Annotated in this window: 19 protein-coding genes; 12 read left to right on the top strand and 7 right to left on the bottom strand. The window is 64.8% G+C overall.

All coding sequences use genetic code 11. The annotated features are described in order from the left end of the window. The first annotated feature begins 15 nt into the window (after nt 1-15). The 5 genes from ACIGGF_RS00600 (at nt 16) to ACIGGF_RS00580 (ending at nt 6307) form a co-directional block, all read left to right on the top strand. Entirely contained in the window at nt 16-192 is a 177-nt protein-coding gene (locus ACIGGF_RS00600; RefSeq protein ID WP_397519518.1) for a hypothetical protein, read from the top strand. 291 nt (nt 193-483) lie between these two features. After that, complete coding sequence (gene ileS, locus ACIGGF_RS00595) at nt 484-3618, top strand: isoleucine--tRNA ligase (RefSeq protein WP_397519517.1); 3135 nt, start codon at nt 484-486, stop codon at nt 3616-3618. Then, entirely contained in the window at nt 3615-4259 is a 645-nt protein-coding gene (locus ACIGGF_RS00590) for a peptide deformylase (RefSeq protein WP_397519516.1), read from the top strand. Before ileS ends, ACIGGF_RS00590 begins: the two co-directional genes overlap by 4 nt. Nucleotides 4260-4312: 53 nt before the next feature. Beyond that, entirely contained in the window at nt 4313-5620 is a 1308-nt protein-coding gene (locus tag ACIGGF_RS00585) for a DNA polymerase IV (protein ID WP_397519830.1), read from the top strand. A gap of 198 nt (nt 5621-5818) precedes the next feature. Further along, the gene (locus ACIGGF_RS00580) at nt 5819-6307 is read left to right on the top strand and encodes a hypothetical protein (RefSeq protein ID WP_397519829.1); all 489 of its coding nucleotides are present in this window, start codon (nt 5819-5821) and stop codon (nt 6305-6307) included. Nucleotides 6308-6437: 130 nt separating this feature from the next. Here ACIGGF_RS00580 and ACIGGF_RS00575 read toward each other — a convergent pair whose 3' ends face one another. After that, nucleotides 6438-7196 (bottom strand): hypothetical protein, encoded by a 759-nt coding sequence (locus tag ACIGGF_RS00575; protein WP_397519515.1) that lies wholly within the window; start codon nt 7194-7196, stop codon nt 6438-6440. Continuing rightward, nucleotides 7193-8185 carry a hypothetical protein gene (locus ACIGGF_RS00570; protein ID WP_397519514.1) on the bottom strand — a complete coding sequence of 331 codons (993 nt, stop codon included), beginning with the start codon at nt 8183-8185 and terminating at the stop codon, nt 7193-7195. Before ACIGGF_RS00570 ends, ACIGGF_RS00575 begins: the two co-directional genes overlap by 4 nt. A 71-nt stretch (nt 8186-8256) precedes the next feature. Here ACIGGF_RS00570 and lspA point away from each other — a divergent pair, with 71 nt between their 5' ends. From lspA to dnaE, 4 genes are all read left to right on the top strand, one after another. Continuing rightward, nucleotides 8257-8907, top strand: a complete 651-nt coding sequence (gene lspA, locus ACIGGF_RS00565; protein WP_397519513.1) for a signal peptidase II — start codon at nt 8257-8259, stop codon at nt 8905-8907. Next, nucleotides 8904-9830: an RluA family pseudouridine synthase gene (locus ACIGGF_RS00560; protein ID WP_397519512.1), complete on the top strand. Its 927-nt coding sequence runs from the start codon at nt 8904-8906 to the stop codon at nt 9828-9830. The genes lspA and ACIGGF_RS00560 overlap by 4 nt, the downstream gene beginning before the upstream one ends. Continuing rightward, nucleotides 9830-10489 (top strand): hypothetical protein, encoded by a 660-nt coding sequence (locus ACIGGF_RS00555; protein WP_397519828.1) that lies wholly within the window; start codon nt 9830-9832, stop codon nt 10487-10489. Before ACIGGF_RS00560 ends, ACIGGF_RS00555 begins: the two co-directional genes overlap by 1 nt. Nucleotides 10490-10635: 146 nt before the next feature. Continuing rightward, a complete protein-coding gene (gene dnaE, locus ACIGGF_RS00550) occupies nt 10636-14172 on the top strand; it encodes a DNA polymerase III subunit alpha (protein ID WP_397519511.1) in 3537 nt (1178 codons plus the stop codon). Here the strand turns inward: dnaE and ACIGGF_RS00545 are convergent. Further along, nucleotides 14143-14430 (bottom strand): hypothetical protein, encoded by a 288-nt coding sequence (locus ACIGGF_RS00545; protein ID WP_397519510.1) that lies wholly within the window; start codon nt 14428-14430, stop codon nt 14143-14145. The two genes, dnaE and ACIGGF_RS00545, sit on opposite strands and share 30 nt — an antisense overlap. 164 nt (nt 14431-14594) lie before the next feature. On the opposite strand from ACIGGF_RS00545, the gene ACIGGF_RS00540 reads away from it, so the two are divergent. Then, nucleotides 14595-15029, top strand: coding sequence for a nitroreductase family deazaflavin-dependent oxidoreductase (locus tag ACIGGF_RS00540; protein WP_397519509.1), 435 nt, complete (start codon nt 14595-14597; stop codon nt 15027-15029). 158 nt (nt 15030-15187) lie between these two features. Then, entirely contained in the window at nt 15188-16543 is a 1356-nt protein-coding gene (gene ilvA / locus ACIGGF_RS00535; protein WP_397519508.1) for a threonine ammonia-lyase IlvA, read from the top strand. A 1-nt stretch (nt 16544) separates the two neighbouring features. On the opposite strand, the gene ACIGGF_RS00530 is transcribed toward ilvA, so the two are convergent. Further along, nucleotides 16545-17069, bottom strand: a complete 525-nt coding sequence (locus tag ACIGGF_RS00530) for a TetR/AcrR family transcriptional regulator (protein ID WP_397519507.1) — start codon at nt 17067-17069, stop codon at nt 16545-16547. Nucleotides 17070-17192: 123 nt separating this feature from the next. Here ACIGGF_RS00530 and ACIGGF_RS00525 point away from each other — a divergent pair, with 123 nt between their 5' ends. Beyond that, nucleotides 17193-18749 carry an MFS transporter gene (locus tag ACIGGF_RS00525; RefSeq protein WP_397519506.1) on the top strand — a complete coding sequence of 519 codons (1557 nt, stop codon included), beginning with the start codon at nt 17193-17195 and terminating at the stop codon, nt 18747-18749. Here the strand turns inward: ACIGGF_RS00525 and treZ are convergent. From treZ to glgX, 3 genes are read right to left on the bottom strand one after another with little or no spacing between them, the layout of a single operon-like run. Beyond that, complete coding sequence (gene treZ / locus ACIGGF_RS00520; RefSeq protein WP_397519505.1) at nt 18722-20497, bottom strand: malto-oligosyltrehalose trehalohydrolase; 1776 nt, start codon at nt 20495-20497, stop codon at nt 18722-18724. The genes ACIGGF_RS00525 and treZ overlap by 28 nt on opposite strands. Beyond that, nucleotides 20494-22869, bottom strand: coding sequence for a malto-oligosyltrehalose synthase (gene treY / locus ACIGGF_RS00515; RefSeq protein WP_397519504.1), 2376 nt, complete (start codon nt 22867-22869; stop codon nt 20494-20496). The genes treZ and treY overlap by 4 nt, the downstream gene beginning before the upstream one ends. Before the next feature lie 3 nt (nt 22870-22872). Then, nucleotides 22873-25164: a glycogen debranching protein GlgX gene (glgX, locus tag ACIGGF_RS00510; protein WP_397519503.1), complete on the bottom strand. Its 2292-nt coding sequence runs from the start codon at nt 25162-25164 to the stop codon at nt 22873-22875. Between the last annotated feature and the right edge of the window lie 22 nt (nt 25165-25186).

The raw sequence follows: 25186 nt of genomic DNA, 5'->3' as shown, positions 1-25186 counted from the left end.
TGAGCGAGGAAGCCCGTGTTGGTCCTGACTCTCGGCGCGGCGGCGATCGGCTTCGGATTCTTGATTCTTGCCCTCATGACGGGGTCCGTCGTATGGGCATGGGCGTGCATCGTCGTGTGTGTCCTCGGCGCGATCCTTCTGTTGGTCGGTGCCCTCACAGGCCGCCGACCACCGACCGAGTTCGACGGGTAGCATCGCTCTCGATCAGTACTCGAGAAACCAGGCATCGATCCGGCCATCACCGGGGAGCCTTCGGAAGAACGACGCCGGCACGAGCCCCTGAACGGGCTCGGATCCGCGTTCAGTAGAACCGAACGGGTGAGCCCGTCACAGCTCGTGTGGAGTGGCTCGCACCGGCGGCAACACCGTCGGCTGCGGGCAAGCGGGGTGGTACCGCGGTATCCGGCGTCCAGTTCGCCGCATGTCGTCCCCGTGCCAACAGGTGATGCGTCTCGCACGCGTCCGGCACGGAGGAGAGACGATATGTCAGATTCGAGCGCACGTCCGAGCACACCGTCCTACCCGCTGGTCGATCTGGCCGAAGGTCGCTCGGGCAGTGTTCCGTTCCCCGATCTCGAGCGCATCGTGCTGCACGAGTGGGCCGAGGACGGCACTTTCCGGGCCAGCATCGACAACCGCGCCGACGCCGAGGAATTCGTCTTCTACGACGGTCCTCCGTTCGCGAACGGCTTGCCGCATTACGGCCATTTGCTCACCGGCTACGTCAAGGACCTGGTCCCACGTTTTCAGACCATGCGCGGCAAGAAGGTCGAGCGACGCTTCGGTTGGGATTGCCACGGCCTGCCCGCCGAATTGGAGGCGGAGAAGCAGCTCGGTATCAAGGACAAGTCCGAGATCGACGAGATGGGCCTGGCGAAGTTCAACGCCTACTGCAAACAGTCGGTACTCCAGTACACGGACGAATGGCGGGACTACGTCACCCGGCAGGCCCGCTGGGTCGATTTCGACAACGACTACAAGACGCTCGACGTCGACTTCATGGAATCGGTCATGTGGGCGTTCAAGACGCTGCACGACAAGGGGCTCATCTATCAGGGCTATCGGGTGTTGCCGTACAGCTGGTACGAACAGACGCCGCTGTCCAACCAGGAGACCCGCCTGGACGACGCCTACAAGATGCGTCAGGATCCCGCGGTCACCGTCACGATGCCGTTGACGGCTCCCGGCTCGCCGCTGGACGGCGCGAACGCTCTGATCTGGACCACCACTCCGTGGACCCTTCCGTCCAATTTGGCGATCGCGGTCAACCCCGAGGTGCAGTACGTACAGGTGCGGGGGACGGACGGTGAGCGTTACGTGCTTGCCGCTGCGCGTCTTTCGCATTACGCGAAGGAACTGGGGGAGGAGCCGGAAGTGCTCTCGGAGCACACCGGCACCGAACTGGTCGGGCTCACCTACGCCCCGCCGTACGACTTCTTCCTCGGCCACGAGAACGCGCACCGTGTGCTGCAGGCCGACTACGTCACCACCGATTCCGGCACCGGAGTGGTGCACCTCGCACCGGCTTTCGGTGAGGAGGACATGGACGTCGCCACGGCGAACGGTATCGAAGTGGTGCAGCCGCTCGATCCGGGCGGAAAGTTCACCTCGCTGGTGCCACCGTACGAGGGCCTGATGGTGTTCGACGCCAATCCGGTGATCATCAAGGACCTCAAGGCCTCGGGCCGCCTGCTGCGACACGAGACCATCGAGCACTCCTACCCGCACAGTTGGCGCAGTGGTCAACCGCTGATCTACATGGCGGTGCCGTCGTGGTTCGTCGCGGTCACCAAGTTCCGTGATCGGATGGTCGAACTGAACCAGGAGATCACCTGGGTACCCGAGCACATCAAGGACGGCCAGTTCGGCAAGTGGCTCGAGGGCGCGCGAGACTGGAACATCAGCCGAAACCGCTACTGGGGCAGCCCTATCCCGGCGTGGACGTCAGACGATCCGGCCTACCCCCGTCTGGACGTGTACGGCAGCCTCGACGAGCTCGAGCGCGATTTCGGCGTGCGACCGACCGATCTGCACCGGCCGTACATCGACGATCTGACGCGACCCAATCCCGACGACCCGACCGGCAAGTCCACGATGCGCCGCGTCCCCGAGGTGTTGGACTGCTGGTTCGAGTCCGGCTCGATGCCGTATGCGCAGGTGCATTTCCCGTTCGAGAACGAGGAATGGTTCTCCACGCACAACCCCGGCGATTTCATCGTCGAGTACAACGGGCAGACTCGCGGCTGGTTCTACACCCTGCATGTGCTCGCCACTGCGCTGTTCGACCGTCCGGCGTTCAAAACCGTTGCTGCACACGGCATCGTGCTGGGCGACGACGGTCTGAAGATGAGCAAGTCCAAGGGCAACTACCCGGACGTCAAGGAGGTCTTCGACCGCGACGGGTCCGACGCCATGCGGTGGTTCCTGATGTCGTCGCCGATCCTGCGCGGCGGCAACCTCATCGTCACCGAGCAGGGTATCCGCGAGGGGGTTCGGCAGGCGCTCTTGCCGATCTGGAACGCGTGGAGCTTCCTGCAGTTGTACGCCTCGACGCCCGGGCAGTGGCGTACCGATTCGCCGCACGTACTCGATCGATACGTGCTGGCGAAGCTGTCCGCCACGCGCGATGCCATCACCGATGCGCTCGAGGGCAACGACATCGCCGGTGCGTGCGACGAGCTGCGCACGTTCTGTGACGCGCTGACCAATTGGTATGTGCGACGGTCGCGTTCACGTTTCTGGAGCGAGGACGCCGACGCGATCGACACCCTGCACACGGTGCTCGAGGTGCTCACGCGCATCGCGGCTCCGTTGTTGCCGTTGATCAGCGAGGTGGTCTGGCGTGGGTTGACCGGTGGTCGATCGGTACACCTGACCGACTGGCCCGAGGCGGGCGAACTGCCGTCGGATCCCGAGCTGGTCGAGAGCATGGATGAGGTCCGTACCGTGTGCTCGACGGTTCTGGGGCTGCGCAAAGCCCAGAACCTGCGCGTGCGGTTGCCACTGCCCGAGGTGACGGTAGCCGCGGCCGATGCGGAGCGGCTGCGTCCGTTCGTCGACATCATCTCCGACGAGGTCAACGTCAAGAAGGTCGATCTGACCGAAGACGTTGCTGTACATGGGAAGTTCGAGCTCGTCGTGAACGCGCGCGCTGCCGGGCCGCGGATCGGCAAGGATGTCCAGAAGGTCATCAAAGCCGTCAAGGCCGGCGACTGGTCCGAGGACGACGGCGTCGTGAGCGCCGCCGGCATCTCGTTGCTGCCGGAGGAGTACACGCGCAAACTCGTTGCCGCCGAGCCCGAATCGACGGCACCGCTGCCGGGCAACGCAGGGCTCGTGGTGCTCGACTCCGCCGTCACCGAGGAGCTGGAGGCGGAGGGCTGGGCGAAAGACCGCATTCGTGAGTTGCAGGATGCGCGTCGCAGTCTCGGACTCGACGTCTCGGACCGAATCGACATCGTCGTCGAGGTGCCCGAACACCGCCGCGCGTGGCTGGATACTCACCGGGACCTCATCGCGCGCGAGGTGCTCGCTCTGTCCCTCGTGGACGGACGCGTCGGGGACGACGGCAGCGATCTCGGTGAGGGAGTGCGGGTAGCGATCACCAAGTCGTCATGATCGGTGGCGACGTAGTCGATGCCGTCCGCACGCTTCTCGCCGAAGCTCGCGGCGGCGTCGTCCCCATCGTTACAGCGGGTGATCCGGTTCTCCGTTCGCGGGCAACGGACTACGACGGGCAACTCGACTCCGAGACCTTCGCGGAGTTGATCGAGGTGATGCGAGCGACGATGCATGCCGCACCCGGCGTTGGGCTCGCTGCTCCGCAGATCGGCATTCCGCTGCGGATCGCGGTGATCGAGGACCTGTTCGAGGTCGCCGAGGCCATAGCTCACGCGCGCGAGCGCACCCCACTCCCGTTTCGAGTCCTGATCAATCCCCGGTACACCCCGGTGGGATCGAGAACGGCCAGCTTCTACGAGGGATGCCTCAGTATCCCCGGCTACCAGGCAGTGGTGACCCGAGCAGCGGAGGTACGGCTCCAGTGCACCGACGAACTGGGACACCGGAGCGACGAGGTGGTCCGCGGTTGGCCGGCCAGGATCGTGGCCCACGAGATCGACCATCTCGGCGGAACGCTGTACATCGACACCGCGGACACTCGGTCGCTGACCACGACCGAGAACTACGGTGAGCTGTGGTCGGATCCGACACCCGCACGCGCTGCTCGGGCGCTCGGCTTCACCGTCGATCCTCGCTGACCGTGCCGAACATCGCCGACGACACTCTGCGGAGTCGCCGATGGGTACTGCATATGGACATGGATGCGTTCTTCGCCTCCGCCGAGCAATTGACCAGGCCCACGCTGCGCGGTCGACCGGTTCTCGTCGGGGGAGCAGGCGGGCGAGGTGTGGTGGCGGGCTGCAGCTATCAGGCGCGTGCGTTCGGAGCCCGATCGGCGATGCCGATGCATCAGGCGCGTCGGCTGGTCGGGGCAGGTGCGGTGGTATTGCCACCCCGGTTCCCGTTGTACTCCGAGCTGAGTCGGCGGGGGTTCGAAGCACTGCGCGGGCGGATGCCGATCCTCGAACAACTCTCGATCGACGAGGCGTTCGGTGAGCCGATCGAACTGGCAGGCGCAACCGTGAGCGAGGTCGAGAAGTTCTGCGCCGATCTGCGGGCCCGGGTGCTGTCCGAGACCGGCTTGGTGGCCTCGATCGGTGCCGGATCGGGAAAGCAGATCGCCAAGATCGCGTCGGGCCTGGCCAAGCCTGACGGCATCACCGTCGTCGCTCCGGGAATCCAGGCCGAGTTGATGGCCACGCTACCGGTGCGCAAGCTGTGGGGGATCGGCCCGGTGGCCGGAGAGCGGTTGCGGCGCTTGGGAATCGACACGATCGGTAAGTTCGTGGCCACCCCCGAGTCCGAGGTGGCATCCATTCTCGGTGCCACGATGGGGCCGAGCCTGCATCAGCTGGCGCGCGGCATCGACAATCGAGTGGTGGCCGAGCGCGCCGAGGCCAAGCAGGTCAGTGCCGAAACCACGTTCGCGCAGGATCTCATCTCCCTCACGCAGCTTCGTCCGGCCATCGAGTCCATCGTCGAGTCCACCCATCGCCGATTGCTGAAGGACGGTCGGGGTGCCAGGACGGTGGTGCTCAAACTGCGCAAGTCCGACATGAGCATCATCACCCGATCGGCGACGTTGCCCTATGCGACCGTGGACAAGCAGACCATCGTGGCGACCGCGCAGCGATTGGCGGTCGATCCCGTCGACGTCGGGCCGATTCGGCTGGTCGGGGTCGGGTTGGCCGGACTCTCGGCCGTTCGGCAGGGGTCGCTGTTCCCCGAACTCGAACACGAACCCGTTGCGGACGTGACGGAGGAGTCGACACCGACGGTCGAGGCATCGCCCGAGATTGCCGTACCGGACGGTCCGCGCTGGCAGACCGGCATGGATGTTCGGCATTCCGACTTCGGTCACGGTTGGGTGCAGGGTGCCGGCCATGGGGTGGTGACCGTCAGATTCGAGACCCGCACCACCGGGCCCGGAACCGCGCGCACGTTCGCCGAATCGGACGAGAACCTGGTCGTCGCCCATGTTCTCGACAGCCTGAAGTGAGTTGTGGCAGAGCTGAGGAAACTCTGTGAGGTTTCACAGGTAGCGGTTACGGGTTGTGCCTGGACCGATCCGAGCTGACATAGTGGACTCCGGTCCGAGACGACCTTTACCCAGACGACCGACGAGTCACAGAACGATCGAGACGTGACTCAGAGTGAAAAGGACAAGCACTTGAAGCTTCGCAACACCCGACGGGCAATGGTTGCCGGTATCGCCATCGCCGCAGCGCTCACCATGACCGCCTGCAGCTCCGAGGAGGGCGAGACGGCGGATACGACGACGACGGCCGCCACGACCACCTCCGCGGTGGCACCACCCGAGGGCGGCGCTTACCCGCCGGCACCCACGGTCGAGGAGCTCAACACTCAGCTCATGCGCGGACTGGACCCCAACGTCCCGGTCGAGGAGAAGGCGGCTCTCATCCAGGGCGCGTCCGAGGACCCGGATCTGATCAACCAGGTTGCCGCGGCTGCGGTGGCCAACAACGCTCAGATCGAGATCACGAGCATCGACGACCTCGGCACCGGCGTTCTCAATGCAGGCATCACCATCACCCTCAACGGGCAGGCCAACCCGGGCACGTTCCAGTTCGTCCCCGAGGACGGCGTGTGGAAGCTCTCCAAGGAGAACGCCTGCGGCATCGTTTCTCTCGCGCAGCTGACCAGCCCGGCGTGCCCCGCACCCTGAGTCCTGCCGATCGTCTCTGACCGCACCTGACACTGCCGGTGACATTCCCTTCGGGGGATGTCACCGGCAGTTTCTCGTGGAAGCGGCAGTTTCTCGTGGGAGCGGCAGTTTCTCGTGGGAGCGGTAGTGCTCAGGCGTTCGGTGTCGCCGACCGGATACGGTCGGCGGCGGCTTCGGCCACAGCAGTGACGGTCTCGGGTTCGAGGCCGCTCTGATCGGAGACGACGATCTGCACGACGGTCGAATCGACCACGGCTACGACGACGTCGGAGATCAGCGTGAATCCTTCGCTGTTGGTGGTCAGACGGATGGAAGCGGACGCATCGCCGATCTGCGGCTGCTCGCGGCCGGCCAGCGCGTACTCGACGCTCACCCCGTCGGCATCCGTGCCGGTGAATTCGGCGCATCCGGTCCACGCCTGCTGCACCGCTGCGAATGCATCTGCGGTCCCGGTCCCTACGTAGCTCGCCGCGTCCTCGTCGATCGACGAGAAGTTCGGCCCCGAGAAGCGAACCACCGCAGACGTGGCCGCTCCGGCGACCTGCTCCGACACCGGTGCGATGACGGCAGCACACTCGGCCGGATCGGTGCTGGATTCGTCGGGTGAATCGTAGTCCGGAGCAGGGTCGAGTCCCAGGTCGCGTACCGGGTCGGGGATGGAGGAGAAGCCGTCCGGCAGGTCGCCGAGCCCCAGCATCGATGCGGTCAGGACGTCGGAGTCGGTGATGGGGGTACCGAGCAGGGGATCGGGTGCGGCGACGACGGTGGTCGGTACCGGCGCAGGGGCCTGTCCCGGATCGTCCGAGCCACATCCGGCGGCCGCGGCCAGTCCGAGCAGCGACAGCCCGGCAAGAAACCGAGTCTGAGTGCGAGTTGGCGTCGGGGTCATCGGTCACCCCAGGTGATCGAGTCTCCGACGGTCTGCCGCAGCACTGTGGTGCTGTCGGGATCGGTGTACATCTGCTCACCTGCCGCGGTGATGGAACCTCCGACGGGAAGTGGCTGCGTCAGATCGATGTCCAGGGTTCCCGAACCGGTGTACGTGTACGAGGCGATGTTCAGCGTGCCGGCATTGTCGGGGAGGTTCCACACCGAGGATTCGGGCGTCTGGGTGATGGCGACATCCACGGTCGCTCGGTTGCCGTCGAGTGCTCGCAGGGTGACGGTCGTGCGCTGGTTCAGCGTGATGCCGCTCAGTACCTGTTGATCGACGGTCCACACGGCACCGACTCCGACTTCGTCGTCGGGAAAAGCGACGGAGCGGTACACCGCGGCATTGAACGAGCGTTCGATCGCTGCCCTGGCGGTGTCGAGCGCGGCCTCGGCCGGAGTGATGTGCAACGCGGTGATCGCTCCGGTATCGGTGGTTGCCAGCCGTGCCGTGGAGCCCTCCGACGCGGACAGCGCATCGTTCAGACTCTCGTCGGGCGACGTGGCCGCGCCGACGGTCAGGTCGATCGACCGGGTTGCCCCGTTCGACGCGTCGTCCTCCGGTACGGCAGTGGCAGTCGATGCGCTCAGGGGCAACGTCAACTCCGGACTGGAGAAGTCCTGCGGTGCGCCGTCGTTGATCTGCTGCTGCACCGTGGAGGTGGTGGTGAGGTCCACGTCCTGGGAGTCCGTGTCGCTCGTGGCGAACGCCAGTACGCGACGGGGCTCGGCTCCCGGGTCCACGACCGTGATGGTCGTCGGTGTCACCGCGATCGTCACCTCGCTGGTGGAGGCCGCCTGTTCGGCGTCTTGTTCGGGTTCGGCGTCGGTACTCGAACATCCGGCCACCAGAACCGCCGCACAGCAGGCAGCGAGAAAGCCGGAGCGGACGCTACGGGAGCGAGCGGTGCGGGAACGGACGGTGTGGGTGCGGGCGGTCGACTTCACGGCCACCAGGCTACTGACAGCCTGCCCGGTGACCGGTATCGCGCGGCACGGATGAACGTGCGCCGGCGTCGATGCGCCATGATGGAGAGGTGAGTGACGACCGCGCCGACGACCCGACGCCCGAGACCAGCGATGTCCCGGCACCGAACGAGACCGCGGACCCGCAGGTGACCGATGCCGACAGCGCCGTCGACGGGCCGGCGAAGCCGCTCAAGACTCGTCTGCTCATTGCCATCGCCGCGGTGATTCTGCTGTTCGATCTGGTGACCAAGGTTCTGGCCGTGCACTTCGTCCGGCCCGGCAGCCCGATCGAGATCATCGGCGACGTGGTGACGCTGCGGTTGGTGCGCAACCCCGGTGCGGCGTTCTCCATGGCCACCGGCATGACGTGGTTGCTGACCGTGGTGGCCGTTGCGGTTGTCATCGGTGTGATCAAGATCGGTCGGACGCTGCGATCACCGTGGTGGGCGTTGGGGCTGGGTCTGGTTCTCGGCGGAGCGCTCGGCAACCTGATCGACCGCTTCTTCCGCGCTCCCGGTCCGTTTCAAGGGCACGTAGTCGATTTCGTGTCGGTGGGGTGGTGGCCGGTGTTCAACGTCGCCGACTCGTCCATCGTCTGTGGAGCTATCCTCCTGGTCGCGCTGAGCCTGTTCGGCTTCGAGCCGAACGGCGAACGTGTCACGAAGGCGAAGTCCACCACCTCGGAACAGGCCGACACGTGAGGGAATCGCGTTCGATGCCGGTGCCCGACGGTTTGGACGGAATGCGGGTCGATGCCGGGCTCGCCCGATTACTGGGACTCTCGCGCACCGTCGCCGCCGCACTGGCCGAGGAAGGCGCGGTTCTGGTCGATCACGGTGCCGTGGGCAAGTCCGATCGGTTGGCCGCAGGTTCATGGCTCGAAGTGACGCTGCCCGAGCCCGCTCGTGAGCTGACGATCGAAGCCGAACCGGTGGAGGGCATGGAAATCCTCTACGCCGACGACGACGTCGTCGCGGTGGACAAACCCGTCGGGGTCGCTGCACATGCCAGTGTCGGCTGGACCGGTCCGACCGTCATCGGCGGACTGGCTGCCGCGGGGTTCCGAATCTCCACGTCCGGTGCGCACGAGCGCCAAGGCATTGTGCACCGTCTCGATGTCGGGACGTCCGGGGTGATGGTGGTCGCGACGTCCGAGCGGGCCTACACGGTGCTCAAGCGCGCGTTCAAGGCGCGGACCATCGACAAGCGTTATCACGCACTGGTGCAAGGACATCCCGATCCGAGTAGCGGAACCATCGATGCTCCGATCGGGCGACACGGCAGCAACGACTGGAAGTTCGCGGTGCGCGCCGATGGCAAGCCCAGTGTGACCCACTACGACACCGTCGAGGCGTTCCAGGCGGCGAGCTTGCTGGACGTGCACTTGGAAACCGGCCGCACACACCAGATTCGCGTCCACTTCTCGGCGCTGCGACACCCGTGTTGCGGGGATCTGACCTACGGCGCCGATCCACGGCTGGCCGAACGGTTGGGTCTCGAGCGCCAGTGGTTGCATGCACGTTCGCTCGGCTTCGCGCATCCGTCCGACGGCCGCTGGGTGGAGATCGAAAGCAAGTATCCGGCCGACCTCGAACATGCTCTCGAGGTTCTCCGGAAGGCGTGATGCGCGGATTCTCGGGTGTGGTCGGTGTCGTGATCGTTGCCGCTCTGATGGTCGGTGGCCTGGCCGTCGTCGGACATCTGAACCCGCAGCGGCAACCGGGCATTGCTACCGACCGGCTCGGCCCGGACAGGGGAGAGCAGGTGAGCGACTACCTGGCTCGAGCCGAAGCGAGCCTGCGAACCGACGACACCGAACCCCGCTGGGGGTCTGTGTCGTTCGATCGCGAACTCACGGCCGAACAGGCCTACGCCGCCGCGAGCGGGGTGCGCATTTCGCAGGTGCTCTTTCGTGTGCCGCTCGATCGCGTACAGACACCGATTCTCACGGTCGGCGTTCCGGGCAGTGAGCGGTCGGTGCTGAACTCGACCGCACGCGCAGCGAGCCAGGCGCAGGAATATTCCGGCGCAGGGGAGCGGCAGATGCGGATATCTGCAGTGGCGCAGCGCCGGTTGCTGGCCGGATGCGCGTGCGTGGCGACGCTGGTGGTGCGTGGTACCGCGGCAGAGTTGAGCGAGGTGGCCGGACGCGCGGAAGTGCGGGCGGTGGAGGCGCTTCCGCCCGACGCGGTGTCCGGGAAGTTCGCTGTGGAGCCGCTGCTTCCGGAGTACGTCGACGTCGTAGGGCCATTGCCGGACGACGGGCAAGTTCCTGCCGAATGAGGCAACTTCAGTCTCGTTCGTCACACCTGTCACGTCCTCCCAGGACACACCGGCGGCCTGAAAAATCTGTCGGTTGCACCGCCTAGAGTGAGTGCATTCGCGGCTCGTCTTCATCGAAAACGCACGACCTTCAGGAGAGAACCTTCGTGGCCGATTCGTTCGTTCATCTGCACAACCACACCGAGTATTCGATGCTCGACGGTGCCGCCAAGATCGGGGCCATGTTCGCCGAGGCGGCGCGGTTGGAGATGACGGCGGTCGGCATGACCGACCACGGCAACATGTACGGGGCCAGCGAGTTCTACAACGAGGCCAAAAAGGCCGGCATCAAACCGATCATCGGCATCGAGGCCTACATCGCTCCGGAATCTCGGTTCAACAAGAAGCGTGTCCTGTGGGGTGATCGAAGCCAGAAGTCCGACGACGTCTCCGGTAGTGGTGCGTACACCCACATGACGATGGTGGCGGAGAACGCCACCGGCGTTCGGAACCTGTTCAAGTTGTCCTCGCTCGCGTCGATCGAAGGCCAGCTCGGCAAATGGGCGCGCATGGACGAGGAGATCATCGCCTCGCACGCGGAGGGCATCATCGCCACCACCGGCTGCCCGTCCGGGGAGGTGCAGACTCGGCTTCGTCTCGGTCAGGAGCGCGAGGCACTCGAAGCTGCCGCCAAGTGGCAGGAGATCTGGGGACCGGACAATTTTTTCCTCGAACTGATGGATCACGGCCTGTCCATCGAGCGACGCGTCCGCGAAGGTCTGCTCGATATCGGCAAGAAGCTGTCCATCCCGCCGCTGGCCACCAACGACTGCCACTACGTCACCAAGGACGCCGCCGAGAATCACGAGGCGTTGCTGTGTATCCAGACCGGTAAGACGTTGAGCGACCCCACCCGCTTCAAATTCGACGGCGACGGCTACTACCTCAAGTCCGCTGCCGAGATGCGCGCGCTCTGGGACGACCAGGTACCCGGTGCCTGCGACAGCACACTGCTCATCGCCGAGCGAGTACAGCCGTACGACGAGGTGTGGGCGCACCGAGACCGGATGCCGATCTTCCCGGTTCCCGAGGGCCACACCCAGGGCACCTGGTTGCGCCACGAGGTCATGACCGGGCTGGAGCGTCGGTTCCCCGACGGCCCCGCCGAGGACTACCTGGCGCGGGCCGAGTACGAGATAAAGGTCATCCTGGAAATGGGATTCCCGGCCTACTTCCTGGTGGTCGGTGACCTGATCAATCACGCCAAGGCCGTCGGCATTCGCGTCGGGCCCGGCCGAGGTTCCGCAGCGGGATCGCTGGTCGCCTACGCCATGGGCATCACCAACATCGACCCGCTGCCGCACGGGCTGCTCTTCGAGCGATTCCTCAACCCGGAACGTGTGTCGATGCCCGATATCGATATCGACTTCGATGATCGCCGTCGCGGTGAGATGGTTCGCTACGCCACCGAGAAGTGGGGCAGCGATCGCGTCGCCCAGGTGATCACGTTCGGCACCATCAAGACCAAGGCCGCGATCAAGGACTCCGCGCGCGTGCAGTTCGGCCAGCCCGGTTTCGGCATCGCCGATCAGATCACCAAGGCGTTGCCGCCGCCCATCATGGCCAAGGACATCTCCGTGGCGGGCATCACCGACCCCGCGCACGAGCGCTACAAGGAGGCCGTCGAGGTTCGAGCGCTCATCGACTCCAACCCCGACGTCGCGACCATCTACAAGACCGCCAAGGGGCTCGAAGGCCTGATTCGCAACGCGGGCGTACATGCCTGCGCGGTCATCATGTCGTCGGAGCCGCTCACAGACGCCATTCCGGTGTGGAAGCGAGCGCAGGACGGCGCGATCATCACCGGGTGGGACTACCCGTCGTGCGAGGCCATCGGCCTGCTCAAGATGGACTTCCTCGGTCTGCGCAACCTCACCGTCATCGGTGACGCCATCGACAACATCAAGGCCAACCGCGGCATCGACATCGACCTCGACGCTCTCCCGCTCGACGACCCGGCCACCTTCGACTTGCTCTCTCGCGGAGACACTCTCGGCGTCTTCCAGCTCGACGGCAGCGCCATGCGCGATCTGCTCCGCCGTATGCAGCCCACCGGCTTCGAGGACATCGTTGCCGTTCTCGCGCTGTACCGCCCGGGTCCGATGGGCATGAACTCCCACAATGACTACGCCGACCGTAAGAACGGGCGGCAAGAGGTCAAGCCGATTCACCCCGAGCTCGAAGAGCCGCTCAAGGTGATCCTCGGCGAGACGTACGGCCTGGTGGTCTACCAGGAGCAGATCATGCAGCTTGCGCAGAAGGTCGCCGGGTACACCCTCGGCCAAGCCGACCTGCTGCGTCGTGCCATGGGCAAGAAGAAACTTTCCGAGCTCGAAAAGGCCTACGCCGGGTTCCGGCAGGGCATGTTGGACAACGATTTCTCCGAGGCGGCCATCAAGGCGCTGTGGGACACCGTGCTTCCGTTCGCCGGCTACGCGTTCAACAAGTCGCACTCGGCCGGATACGGCCTGGTCTCGTACTGGACGGCATACCTCAAAGCCAACTACCCGGCCGAGTACATGGCCGGCCTGCTCACCAGCGTCGGCGACGACAAGGACAAGGCCGCGATCTACCTCGCCGACTGCCGCAAGCTGGGCATCACGGTGCTGCCACCGGACGTCAACGAATCCGAGCTCAACTTCGCCTCGGTGGGCAAGGACATCAGGTTCGGACTCGGCGCGGTACGAAACGTCGGAACGAACGTGGTTGCGGCGATCATCAGGGCGCGGTCGGAGAAGTCCAAGTACACCGATTTCTCGGACTATCTTGGCAAGATCGATGCGGTCGCGTGCAGTAAGAAGGTCACCGAATCTTTGATCAAGGCAGGCGCTTTCGACTCACTCGACCATCCGCGCAAGGGTCTGATGCTCATTCACGCCGACGCGATCGACGCAGTGATGGGTACCAAGAAGGCCGAGGCGATCGGTCAGTTCGATCTGTTCGGCGGCGAGGATGCCGACGAATCCATCTCCGCAGTGTTCAACGTTCGGGTGCCGGACGAGGAGTGGGAATCCAAGCATCGGCTCGCTCTCGAACGCGAGATGCTGGGGCTCTACGTCTCGGGCCATCCACTCCTGGGCGTCGAGCACATGCTCGCTTCGAAGTCCGACTGCAACATCCCGACCATTCTCGAGGGTGACATCAAGGACGGCACTCAGGTCACCGTCGGCGGGATTCTGGCTTCGGTGAATCGGCGGATCAACAAGAACGGCCTGACGTGGGCTTCGGCTCAGCTCGAAGATCTTGCGGGCGGTATCGAAGTGCTGTTCTTCCCACAGGCGTACTCGGTGTTCGGTGCCGATGTCACCGAGGACTCGGTGGTACTGGTCAAGGGCCGGGTATCGGTGCGTGATGATCGAGTGTCGTTGGTCGCCAATGACCTGGCGGTGCCCGATCTGTCGATGGTGGGGATCGACAAGCCGCTCGCGGTCAGTCTGCCGACGCGGCTGTGCACCGCGGACAAGGTCGGGGCCCTCAAACGAGTACTGTCCAGTCACCCGGGAACCTCGGATGTGCACCTTCGGCTGGTCAGTGGCGACAAGATCACCACGATGAAACTGGACGACAGCCTCCGCGTGACGCCGACATCGGCGTTGATGGGAGACCTGAAGGCGCTACTGGGGCCGGGTTGCCTGACGGGGTGATGCCTGGCCGGGCGCATGCAGGCCGGTCAGGGCATGCAGCTCGGTGAGGCGCAGCGTCCACCAGGCCGCGACGGCAGCGGCTGCACCGGTGAGTACCGCTGCCTGCAGCGAGCCGGCCAGGACAAGCGTCGCGAGAAATACCAGCGATCCCAGAGCGAGGGCTTCGAGTTTGTAGACCGGCCACGCAATGCCTGCCACGTCGACGCTGCGGAGGACGGCTGCGGGTCGTCGGCTCACCCGAGTGCTCGTGAAGGTCATCGCGTTCTTCTTGGCTGCGTCCGGTGATGATCGATTCGGCCGTCCGGCGGGTGAAGTTCAGACTATACCCATCCAGTATTTCGGGCTACCGAACTTCACATCTGGACCAGGCAATGTTCCCGATGGTGTGGCGTCGCGACGCCGCGAGGTGTTGACTGAAAACCATGCCATTGACAGGAGAATACGAACCGAGTTCATCGGATTGGGCCCGTAAGCAGGCCGAGCTGTACGAGAACTCCGGCGGAACCGAAGGCACGATGATGAACGGCATGCCGGTCGTGCTGCTCACGACCAAGGGCAACAAGAGCGGCAAGCTGCGTAAGTCGCCATTGATGAGGGTCGAGCACGACGGTGAATATGCCATCGTCGCCTCGCTGGGCGGAGCTCCCAAGCATCCGGTCTGGTATCACAATGTCAAAGCCGAGCCGCTCGTCGAGCTGCAGGACGGGACCGAGAAGCACGACTACGTCGCTCGCGAAGTGACCGGCGACGAGAAAGCCGTGTGGTGGGAACGCTCGGTCGCGGCGTACCCCGACTACGCCGACTACCAGAAGAAGACCGACCGCGAGATCCCTGTTTTCGTGCTCGCGCGCGCCTGAAGGCGGTATCGAGCGCGTCTGCCCACTCGATATTCAGATGCCCACCTGTCCAGCTGGGTATTTGAATATTCGGTGGGCACACACCGAAGATCGGTATCGGTCGCCGCTCACCCGGTCCCGAGTGGGGGACCGTTCCACGCTGGTGGCAGCATGTGCTGGTGTCCTCATCCCCTGACCTCGCCGCCCAGCAATCATCGTCGGTAGCCGTCACCGCGGCCGACATCGATGCCGCTGCGCTGCGAATTTCGTCGGTCGTGGATGCGACACCCCTGCAATTGTGCGAGCGCTTGTCGGCAGAGACCGGTGCGACGGTGTACCTCAAGCGCGAAGACCTGCAGATCGTGCGGTCGTACAAAATTCGTGGTGCGTACAACCTGATGGACCAGCTGACCGATGCCGAGCGGGCGGTGGGCGTCGTGACCGCCAGCGCCGGAAACCACGCCCAGGGAGTGGCATTCGCGTGTCGCTCGATGCAGGTGCACGGGCGGATCTACGTCCCGGCGAACACCCCCAAGCAGAAGCGTGATCGCATCCGGGTGCACGGCGGCGATTTCGTGGAACTTATCGTCATCGGCGATACCTTCGATGCCGCGGCCGCGGCTGCGGCCACCGATGTCGCCCGTACCGGTGCCACCATGGTGCCGCCGTTCGACGATCCGCGAACCGTGGCCGGCCAAGGCACCATCGCGTCCGAAATCGTCGAGCAACTCGGCACCGCACCCGACGTCGTCGTGATGCCTGTCGGCGGAGGCGGATGCATTGCGGGCATCTCCAGCTATCTGCGTGAACGCGCACCGCAGACGTCGCTGGTGGGTGTGGAACCGTCCGGAGCGGCATCCATGACCGCAGCGCTGATCGCCGGCGGTCCGGTGACGCTGTCCACCATCGATCCGTTCGTCGACGGGGCCGCGGTACGTCGCATCGGCGATGTGCCGTACGCAGCGTTGCAGTCGTTGGGGGCAACCGTGGTCTCCCATGCGTCGTTGCCACTGATCACTGCGCCGGTGTTCGACAGTTCAGGGCCCAGTGCGTTCATCGTCACGCAGATCGACGAGGGCGCGGTGTGTACCGCGATGCTCGACCTTTACCAGAACGAGGGCGTCATCGCCGAGCCTGCGGGCGCGCTCGCCGTCGCCGCGCTCGACCATCTCGATATAGCGCCGGGAAGCACCGTCGTGTGTCTGGTGTCCGGTGGCAACAACGACGTCTCGCGGTACGGCGAAATCCTCGAGCGGTCGTTGGTTCATCTCGGCCTCAAGCACTATTTCCTGGTGGACTTTCCGCAGGAGCCCGGGGCGCTGCGTCGTTTCCTCGACGAGGTACTCGGACCCGACGACGACATCACCTTGTTCGAGTACGTCAAGCGCAACAACCGGGAGACAGGTGCCGCGCTCGTCGGTATTCAACTGGGTGCAGCGGACGGGCTGTCCGCCCTCCTGGAGCGGATGAGAGCCTCCCACCTGCAGGTGGAGCAGCTGGAGCCGGGTTCGCCGGTGTATCGCTACCTGACCTGAGTCACCGACCGAGCAGGCGATCGACGACGCGTTTGTGCAGTTCGGGGTCCACGGGAGGTAGATCGAGTACTGCTGCGAGGTAGATTCCGTCGCCGACGAGTCGGACGATTTCGGCCTGCACCGGATCGTCGATTTCGGCCCGTAGGCCTTCGTCCCACTGTTGCATCATGTCGACGACCGCATCCTGCACCTCGCCGGAGTTCCCATCCACGCTCCGCAGTGCCGCCAGTGTCGATCGGTACAGCTCGATTTCTTTCTCCGAGATGCAATCGGGTGGTTGCAAATACCATTCCGCGACGGAGGTGCCACCTTCGCCGGCGTCGGCGCGCTGCTGATCGGCTTGAACAGCGAGTCGTCGCACCATGGCGGCAACCAACGAATCCTTGGTCTTGAAGTGGTAGAGCAGGCCGCCCTTCGAGACTCCGGCTGCGGCAGCAACGCTGTCCAGAGTCACTTTCGTCATGCCGTGTTCGAGCAGCATTGTTTCGAGTGAATCGAGAATGCGGTCGCGGGTGTCCGATGACATGAAACTCACTTTACCGGCTGGACGGTTCGAGGTACTCTCGTTCACTGTACCGGCTGGACGGTTGGTACGTGATCGGCTTCGGGCGGCTTCTGCCGTTACCGAGTCCAGAACTGAGGAGATCCAGTGAGTGACGTGCGCACCGGTTCGGTGCACGAGGTCGGCGGAGCGTCCGAGCATCGGGCCGGTCCCAAAGATTGGCTCGGTCTGGTGGTGTTGGCGTTCGCGGTGCTTCTCATCGCCGTCGACGGCACCGTCCTCGACCTGGCTCTGCCGTTCGTCAGCGCGGATCTGGCACCGACCAGCAATCAGCTGCTGTGGATCATCGACGTCTACTCCTTCGTCCTGGCCGGCCTCCTCATCACGATGGGCACTCTCGGCGACCGCATCGGACGTCGTCGACTGCTGCTGATCGGTGCCGCCGGCTTCGGTATCGCCTCGCTCATTGCCGCGTTTTCCGTCAGCGCGGAGATGCTGATTGCCGCACGGGTGCTCCAGGGTATTTCCGGCGCGACGCTGATGCCCGCGACTCTCGGCCTGATTCGCACGATCTTTCTCGATCCGCGCCAGCGGGTCGCCGCTATCGGAGTGTGGGGCGCGATGGCCGGTGGCGGGGCTGCCGCAGGCCCGCTCGTGGGCGGCTGGCTTCTCGAACATTTCTGGTGGGGATCGGTGTTTCTCATCAACCTCCCGGTGATGATCGCGTTGATCGCGCTGGGTCCACTGGTCATTCCGGAGTCGAAGGATCCGAACCCGGGTCGTTTCGATCTGACGAGCTCGGCGCTGTCGATGCTCGCCATCGTGCCGATGGTGTTTGCGGTGAAAGAGACTGCGGCGCATGGATTCGATGTGGTGTATCTGCTCTGTGCGGTGGTCGGTGCAGTTGCCGGGTTCGTCTTCGTCCGTCGCCAGCGGACTCTCGAGGCCCCGATGATCGATATCCGGTTGTTCGCCAACCGTGCCTTCTCGACGGGTGTGGCCACGAACTTCCTGTCCGTGTTCGCGCTCGCCGGCGTGTTGTTCTTCGGCTCGCAGTATCTGCAGCTGGTACTGGGCAACAGTCCGCTCGAAGCCGGGCTGCTGTTGCTGCCGGGTACGGCAGCCAGCATCGTGACCTCACTGCTCGCAGCGGTTCTGGTTCGGTACTTCACGGCAGGCACGGTTCTGGGTGCAGGCATGTTCGCCGCTGCTGCGGGCGCAGGCATCCTGGTCGGTCTCGGAACGGACACCAGCCCGGTGCTGTTCATCGCCGGATTCGTTCTGGTGGGGGCCGGTGTCGGTTTCGCGCTCACGCTGACGTCCAACCTGGTGGTCAGTGCCGTCGAACCCGAACGGGCGGGAGCTGCCTCGGCGGTCTCGGAAACCGCATACGAGCTGGGTATCGCGCTGGGTGTCGCCATCCTCGGCACCGTGGTGATGGCCATCTTCCGACGCGGGATCGACACCTCACAACTCGCTCCCGAACTGGGTGCCCGGGCAGCGGAAACACTCGGCGGTGCCGATGCGGTGGCTCGGGAACTGCCGGATTCGGTGGCGACGGTCCTGCTGGACTCCGCACATGCCGCGTTCGTCTCGGGCATGCACGTAGCGGCCGTCGCCACCGCGGTGGTGCTGGCGATCACCGCCGTGTTCGTGTTGGTGAATTTACGACACAGTCACGATTCGAGCACCGTGACGGAGTGACCGGGAACCGTTGTGGCGGAGCTGGTCTCGTCCGGTTCGGTCGGCTCCCACTCGAGCAGTGGTGAGCCGCCGACCGGCACCGTCACAGCGGATTCGGACAGGTTGCACACCACGCTGAGCCGGCCGCGCCGAACCACTATCCAGTGCTTGTCCTCGTCGTACTCCACCTTCACGTGGTCGAGCCACGGGTCGGTCAACTCGGCCCGGTCACGGCGCAGCCGCAACAGATCACGGTAGAGCGTCAACAGCCTGGCATGGTCGCCGTCGCCCAGCTCGGACCAGTTCAACTTCGATCGCTCGAAGGTCTCGGGATCCTGGGGGTCGGGGATATCGCTCTTGTCCCAGCCGTGTTCGGCGAATTCCGCCTTACGTCCCTCTGCGGTTGCCTTACCGAGTTCGGGCTCGGGATGCGAGGTGAAGAACTGGAACGGAGTCGACGCTCCCCATTCCTCTCCCATGAAGAGCATCGGGGTGAAGGGCGAGGTCAGCACCAGAGCGGCCTTGATCGCGAGCTGGCCGGGGGACAGGTAGAAGCCGGGTCGGTCGCCGATCGCGCGGTTACCGACCTGGTCGTGGGTGGTCGTGTAGGTCACCAGCGAACTGGCCGGGATTCGGCGCGTGTCCAGTGGGCGGCCGTGGATGCGGCCGCGGAAGCTGGAGTACGTTCCGGCGTGGAAGAAGCCTCGCCGCAGTGTGTTCGCCAACCCCTGGAGCGATCCGAAATCGCCGTAGTACCCCTGCCGTTCGCCGGAGACCGCGGCATGGATCGCGTGATGTACGTCGTCGTCCCACTGCGCGTCGAGCCCGTAGCCGCCACCCGACCGTGCGGTGATCAGCGACGGATCGTTCAGGTCGCTTTCGGCGATCAGGGTCAGGGGCCGACCCAGATGCGCTGACAGCGTGCGGGTTTCGATCGAGAGCTGCTCGAGCAGGTGCACCGCGGTGTGGTCGACGATCGCGTGCACTGCATCGAGACGCAGCGCGTCGATGTGGAACTCGGAGAACCAGCGCAGAGCATTGTCCAGGGCGTATCGCCGCACTTCGCCCGAGTCTGCATCGGCGTAGTTGATCGCCTGACCCCAGCTGTTGGCCCCTTCGGTCAGATAGGGGCCGAAACGATCCAGGTAGTTACCGGACGGGCCGAGGTGGTTGTAGACCACGTCGAGGACGACGCCGATGCCGCGGCCATGGCAGGCGTCGACCAAGCGTTGCAGGCCTCCCGGTCCGCCGTACGCCTCGTGCACGGTGTACCAGAGCACGCCGTCGTATCCCCAGTTGTGTACGCCGTTGAAGCCGTTGACCGGCATGATCTCGACGAACGTGACGCCGAGATCGACGAGGTGGTCGAGCTTGTCGATGGCCGCATCGAAGGTGCCCTCGTCGGTGAACGTACCGATATGCAGTTCGTAGATGGACGAACCGGGGAGCTGACGCCCGGTCCACCCCGAATCGGTCCAGAGCGTGGGATCGGTGTCGTACACCTGGGACAGCTCGTGCACGCCGTCGGGCTGTCGGGGTGATCGCGGATCGGGGAGCGCCTTGTCCGCGTCGTCGAGGAGGAACCCGTAGCGACTGTCCGCAGCAGCAGTCACCTCTACTCGCCACCACCCGTCCGAGGAGCGCTGCATGTCGTGTACCGAGTCGTCGAGTTGCAGGCGGACTTTCTGCGGAGTCGGTGCCCATACTGCGAACTCACGGGTCGTGGCCGAAGAAGTCGTTGCCGGAGATGTTGTGGTTGCGGATGTCACGGTGTCACCGTTCCTTCGTTGTCGCGCACCAGAAGTGCAACCGGGAGTGAGGCGAACACCTCGGCCACCGAGACGGTGCCCGTGTGTTCGGCGTCGGTGATGCGGTCGCGCCATCTACCGTCGGGCAGCGTCACGAAGGTCTCCCCCCATCCGTTTTCGGAGATGCCCAGCGACAGCCGGGTGGCCAAGGCGATGACGTCGGCGCTCCCGGGAACCGGACCGCGCGCGAATCCGACGAGATGGTCGGCAGCGGACCCGTCCGCGACGATGGGCGCGTAGGTGCCGCCGACGAAGCTGTCCGGCCGCTCGCGTCGTACGTGCAGTGCCGATCGAACCACGGCCATCTTGGCCGCGCCGGTGTCCACGGACGGCGGACCATCGGTGGACGCGGCCAGCATGGACCGTCGCACCGAGTAGTCGACCGGTCTGCGGTTGTCGGGGTCCACCAGCGAGTCCTCCCACAACTCGGTGCCCTGGTAGACATCGGGGATGCCGGGGCCGGCCAGGTTCAGCAATTTCTGCCCGAGTGCGTCCGAATAGCCGTGCGGAGCGAGCTTCTGAACGAGCATCGTCATCGAGCGCGCGACGGCACCGTCGAAGATCGCGTCGAGCCAGCCGTGCACCGCGGACTCGAAGTCCTCGTCCGGGTCGGTCCATGTCGTCCGACGGGCGGCCTCGCGGATTGCCTTCTCCGCGTAGGCGTGCACGCGTTCACGCAGCTCGGACGTGATCACTCCGTCCACCGGCCAGACTCCGAAAAGGTTCTGCCACAAGAACATTCCTGTTGTTCCATCGGGGCTCGGGGTGAGCTCTTCCCAATCGGTGATGCACCGGGCCCACAGTTCGGGAGTTTGCGAGAGCACCCCGATCCGCGCGCGAACATCCTCGCCGCGTTTGGTGTCATGGGTGGACAGTGTCGTCATCGCGGCCGGCCAACGCTTCGCGCGGTCTGCATTCTTCAGATGGAAGTACGCTGGGCTGCAACCGAAACGAGAAGGATCGCCGCCCACCTCTTGCAGCGAGATCAATCGGTTGGTGCGGTAGAACAAGCAGTCCTCGACACCCTTGGCCGTGACCGCACCGCATACCTGGTCGAACCGCACCGGGGATTCGGTCCCGGCGATCAGGGCCGTGGTCAGAGCATCAAGGCCCGGTGCCAGCTCGGGTCGATCGTCGCCGATTTCGGCGACGACTCCCGGAAGCACACCGGCCAGCGGCGCGTAATCGGTGCGGTACACCGGCACCGCAGCGACGACGGCGACGATCGCGTCGACGACCGAGTCGATATCGACGGAGGTGCCGGATTCGCGGATGACGGCGCGTGCGAGGCGTCGGACCTCGGGGGACAGGTCGCCGCGTGCAACCGCGGTTTTGAGGTCCAGCTCTGTCTCGTGCAGCGTCTCCTCGTCGTAGGCGATGCCCGAGCGCACCTGCGACAGAGCTGTCAGTGCCGGTGCGCCGTCCGGGTCGACGAACACCCCACCGACAGCGGCCAACGCGTCGTATCCGGTGGTTCCGTCGACGGGGAGCGACTCGTCCAGCGGTTCGCCGTCGGCCAGAATTTTCTCGATGACCAGCCAGCGGTCGGGACCGAGCAGCCCGCGGAGCTCGGTGAGGTAGCCGGCGGGATCGGCCAAGCCGTCGGGGTGGTCGACGCGTAGGCCGTCGATCAGGCCGTCTTCGATCCAGCTCGCCACCTGACGATGCGACTCGGTGAAGACGTCGAGGTCTTCCTGCCGAATTCCGGCCAGGCCGTTCACCGAGAAGAAGCGTCGGTACCCGATCAGTCCCGCTGACCAACTGACGAGGCGGTAGGCCTGACGGTCGTGCACGGCCTGAGCGTCGTCACCATCGGTGCCGTCGGCGATGGGGAAGCGGTGCTCGTAGAACGCGAGCAGCGGTCGGTCCTCGGTGCGGTCGACGGTCAGCTCGGCGACGTCGCCGTCGCTCCCGAGGACGGGAATGGCAATCTTGCCGTCGACGCCGTTGTCGGCTCCGAAGTCGATGTCGAAATACGTCGAGTACTGGGAGTCGCGGCCGCGTTCCAGCACGTCCCACCACCACCGGTTCTGCCGCGGATCCTCCACTCCGACGTGGTTGGGGACGATGTCGACGATGATCCCCATGCCCAGTTCGGCGGCGCGAGAATGCAACCGCGTCAACGCATCTCGGCCACCCAGGGCGGCTGACACGGTGGCGGTGTCGGTGACGTCGTATCCGTGTGTCGACCCCTCCGTCGCAGTGAGAATCGGTGACAGATACAGGTGAGTGACGCCGAGGTCGTGCAGGTAGTCGACCACGTCGGAGGCGTCGGCCAGGGTGAAGGCATCGCCCCGCAGTTGTAACCGGTAAGTGCTGGTGGGCAGCGGCATATGTCAGGCAGTCTTTCGTAGAACGAGCAAGGAACGAGCGGTGACTTTCACCGGTGTACCCGCTTCTATCGATTTCTCACCCGCTCCTGTGCGCGTTGCCGTATCCAATGCGACGGTCCACTCCTTGGCGTAGTTGCCATCCGGGGTGACGAACTCGAGAGTTTCGTGATGTGCGTTGAAGCACAACAGGAACGAGTCGTCCACCACTCGCTCCCCGCGCTGATTGGGTTCGGGGATTCCGTCGCCGTTGAGGAATACGGTCAGCGACTTGCCGAAGCCGCTGTCCCAGTCCTCGGGAGTCATCTCTTCGCCTGCGGGGGTGAGCCAGGCTATGTCTCGTGCCTGCTCGCCGGTACGAATGGGACGGCCCTCGAAGAACCGGCGACGACGGAAGACAGGGTGCTCGGCGCGTAAGGCAATCGCGTTGCGCGTGAACTCGATCAGTTCGGCGTTGGTCTCGGCGAGCGACCAGTCCATCCATGCCAGTTCGGAGTCCTGGCAGTAGACGTTGTTGTTACCCTGCTGAGTTCGTGCCATCTCGTCGCCGTGCGCAATCATCGGCGTGCCCTGGCTGAGCAGCAAGGTTGCCATGATGTTGCGAATCTGGCGGGCCCGCAGATCGAGGATCTCGGGATCGTCCGTCGGGCCCTCGACGCCGCAGTTCCACGACCGGTTGTGGCTCTCTCCGTCGTTGTTGTCCTCGCCGTTGGCCTCGTTGTGCTTGTCGTTGTACGACACCAGGTCGTTGAGGGTGAACCCGTCGTGGGCGATGACGAAGTTGATGCTCGCACCCGGTCGACGGCCCGTCGCCTCGTAGAGGTCGGACGATCCGGTCAGGCGTGACGCGAATTCGCCCAGGGTCGCGGGCTCGCCCCGCCAGTAGTCGCGCACGGTGTCGCGGTACTTGCCGTTCCATTCGGTCCACAGGCCGGGGAAGTTGCCGACCTGGTAGCCGCCCTCGCCCACGTCCCAGGGCTCGGCTATCAGCTTCACCTGGCTCACGATCGGATCCTGTTGCACCAGATCGAAGAAGGCGCTCAGTCGATCGACGTCGTGTAGCTCACGCGCCAGGGTCGATGCGAGGTCGAACCTGAACCCGTCGACGTGCATCTCGGTGACCCAGTAGCGCAGCGAGTCCATGATGAGCTGCAGGGTGTGAGGGTGTCGAGCGTTGAGGCTGTTGCCGGTTCCGGTGTAGTCCATGTAGTGCTCGAGGTCACCGTCGACGAGCCGATAGTACGCGGCGTTGTCGATGCCGCGAAAGCTGATGGTGGGACCCATGTGGTTGCCCTCGGCTGTGTGGTTGTAGACCACGTCGAGGATCACCTCGATCCCGGCGGCGTGGAACGAACGGACCATCGCTTTGAATTCGGTCACCGCTGCACCGGGCGATTGGTGCGAGGAGTACTCCGCATGAGGAGCGAGGAATCCGAAGGTGTTGTAGCCCCAGTAGTTTCGCAATCCCTTGTCCAGCAGTACTTGATCCTGCATGAACTGGTGCACCGGCATCAGTTCGATAGCCGTGACACCGAGATGGTTGAGGTGGTCGATGATCACCGGATGCGCCAGCCCGGCGTAGGTCCCGCGCTCGGCCTCGGGGATGTCGGGGTGGTTGATCGTCATCCCTTTGACGTGGGCCTCGTAGATCACCGTCTCGTGGTACGGGCGCTTGGGGGCGCGATCGGCCTGCCAGTCGAAGAAGGGGTTGATCACGACGGTGGTCATCGTGTGTCCGAGCGAATCATGCTGTGGGAAATCGCTGTTCGGTACATCATCATGTGCGACGAGAGCTTCCTCGATGACGTCCCCATCGGCATCGGCGAGGTCGGCAGCGTCCCCGACTGGAACCTCGGTGGCGACCGGATCCGCCGATTCTTCGTCGGCCGGCAGCTCGGCTTCGGGCTCGGGAGCAGGAGCATCCATGTTGTAGGAGAACAGTGAACGGTCACCGTCGAACGAGCCCTCGAAGGCCTTGCCGTACGGATCCACCAGCAACTTGCTGGGATCGCAGCGATGCCCGGCAGCGGGATCCCAGGGGCCGTGAACGCGATATCCGTAGCGCTGACCCGGTACCACCGTGGGCAGGTACGCATGCCACACGTAGCCGTCGGACTCCTCGAAGCGAATGCGAGTCTCGGTGCCGTCCTCGGCGATCAAGCACAGGTCCACTGCTTCCGCGACCTCGGAGAACAAGGCGAAATTGGTTCCTGCTCCGTCGTAGGTCGCGCCCAGCGGATAAGCGGATCCCGGCCATACGGCGATGGCAGGCGTGTCGTCGGAGGGTTCGTGCAGCATGGATCAACCCTACTGTGGCCGG

This window comes from Rhodococcus sp. NPDC078407 (assembly GCF_044542515.1).
Classification (GTDB): domain Bacteria; phylum Actinomycetota; class Actinomycetes; order Mycobacteriales; family Mycobacteriaceae; genus Rhodococcoides.
Note: the sequence above shows the minus strand (reverse complement) of the source record. Positions and strands in the feature narration are given on the sequence as shown.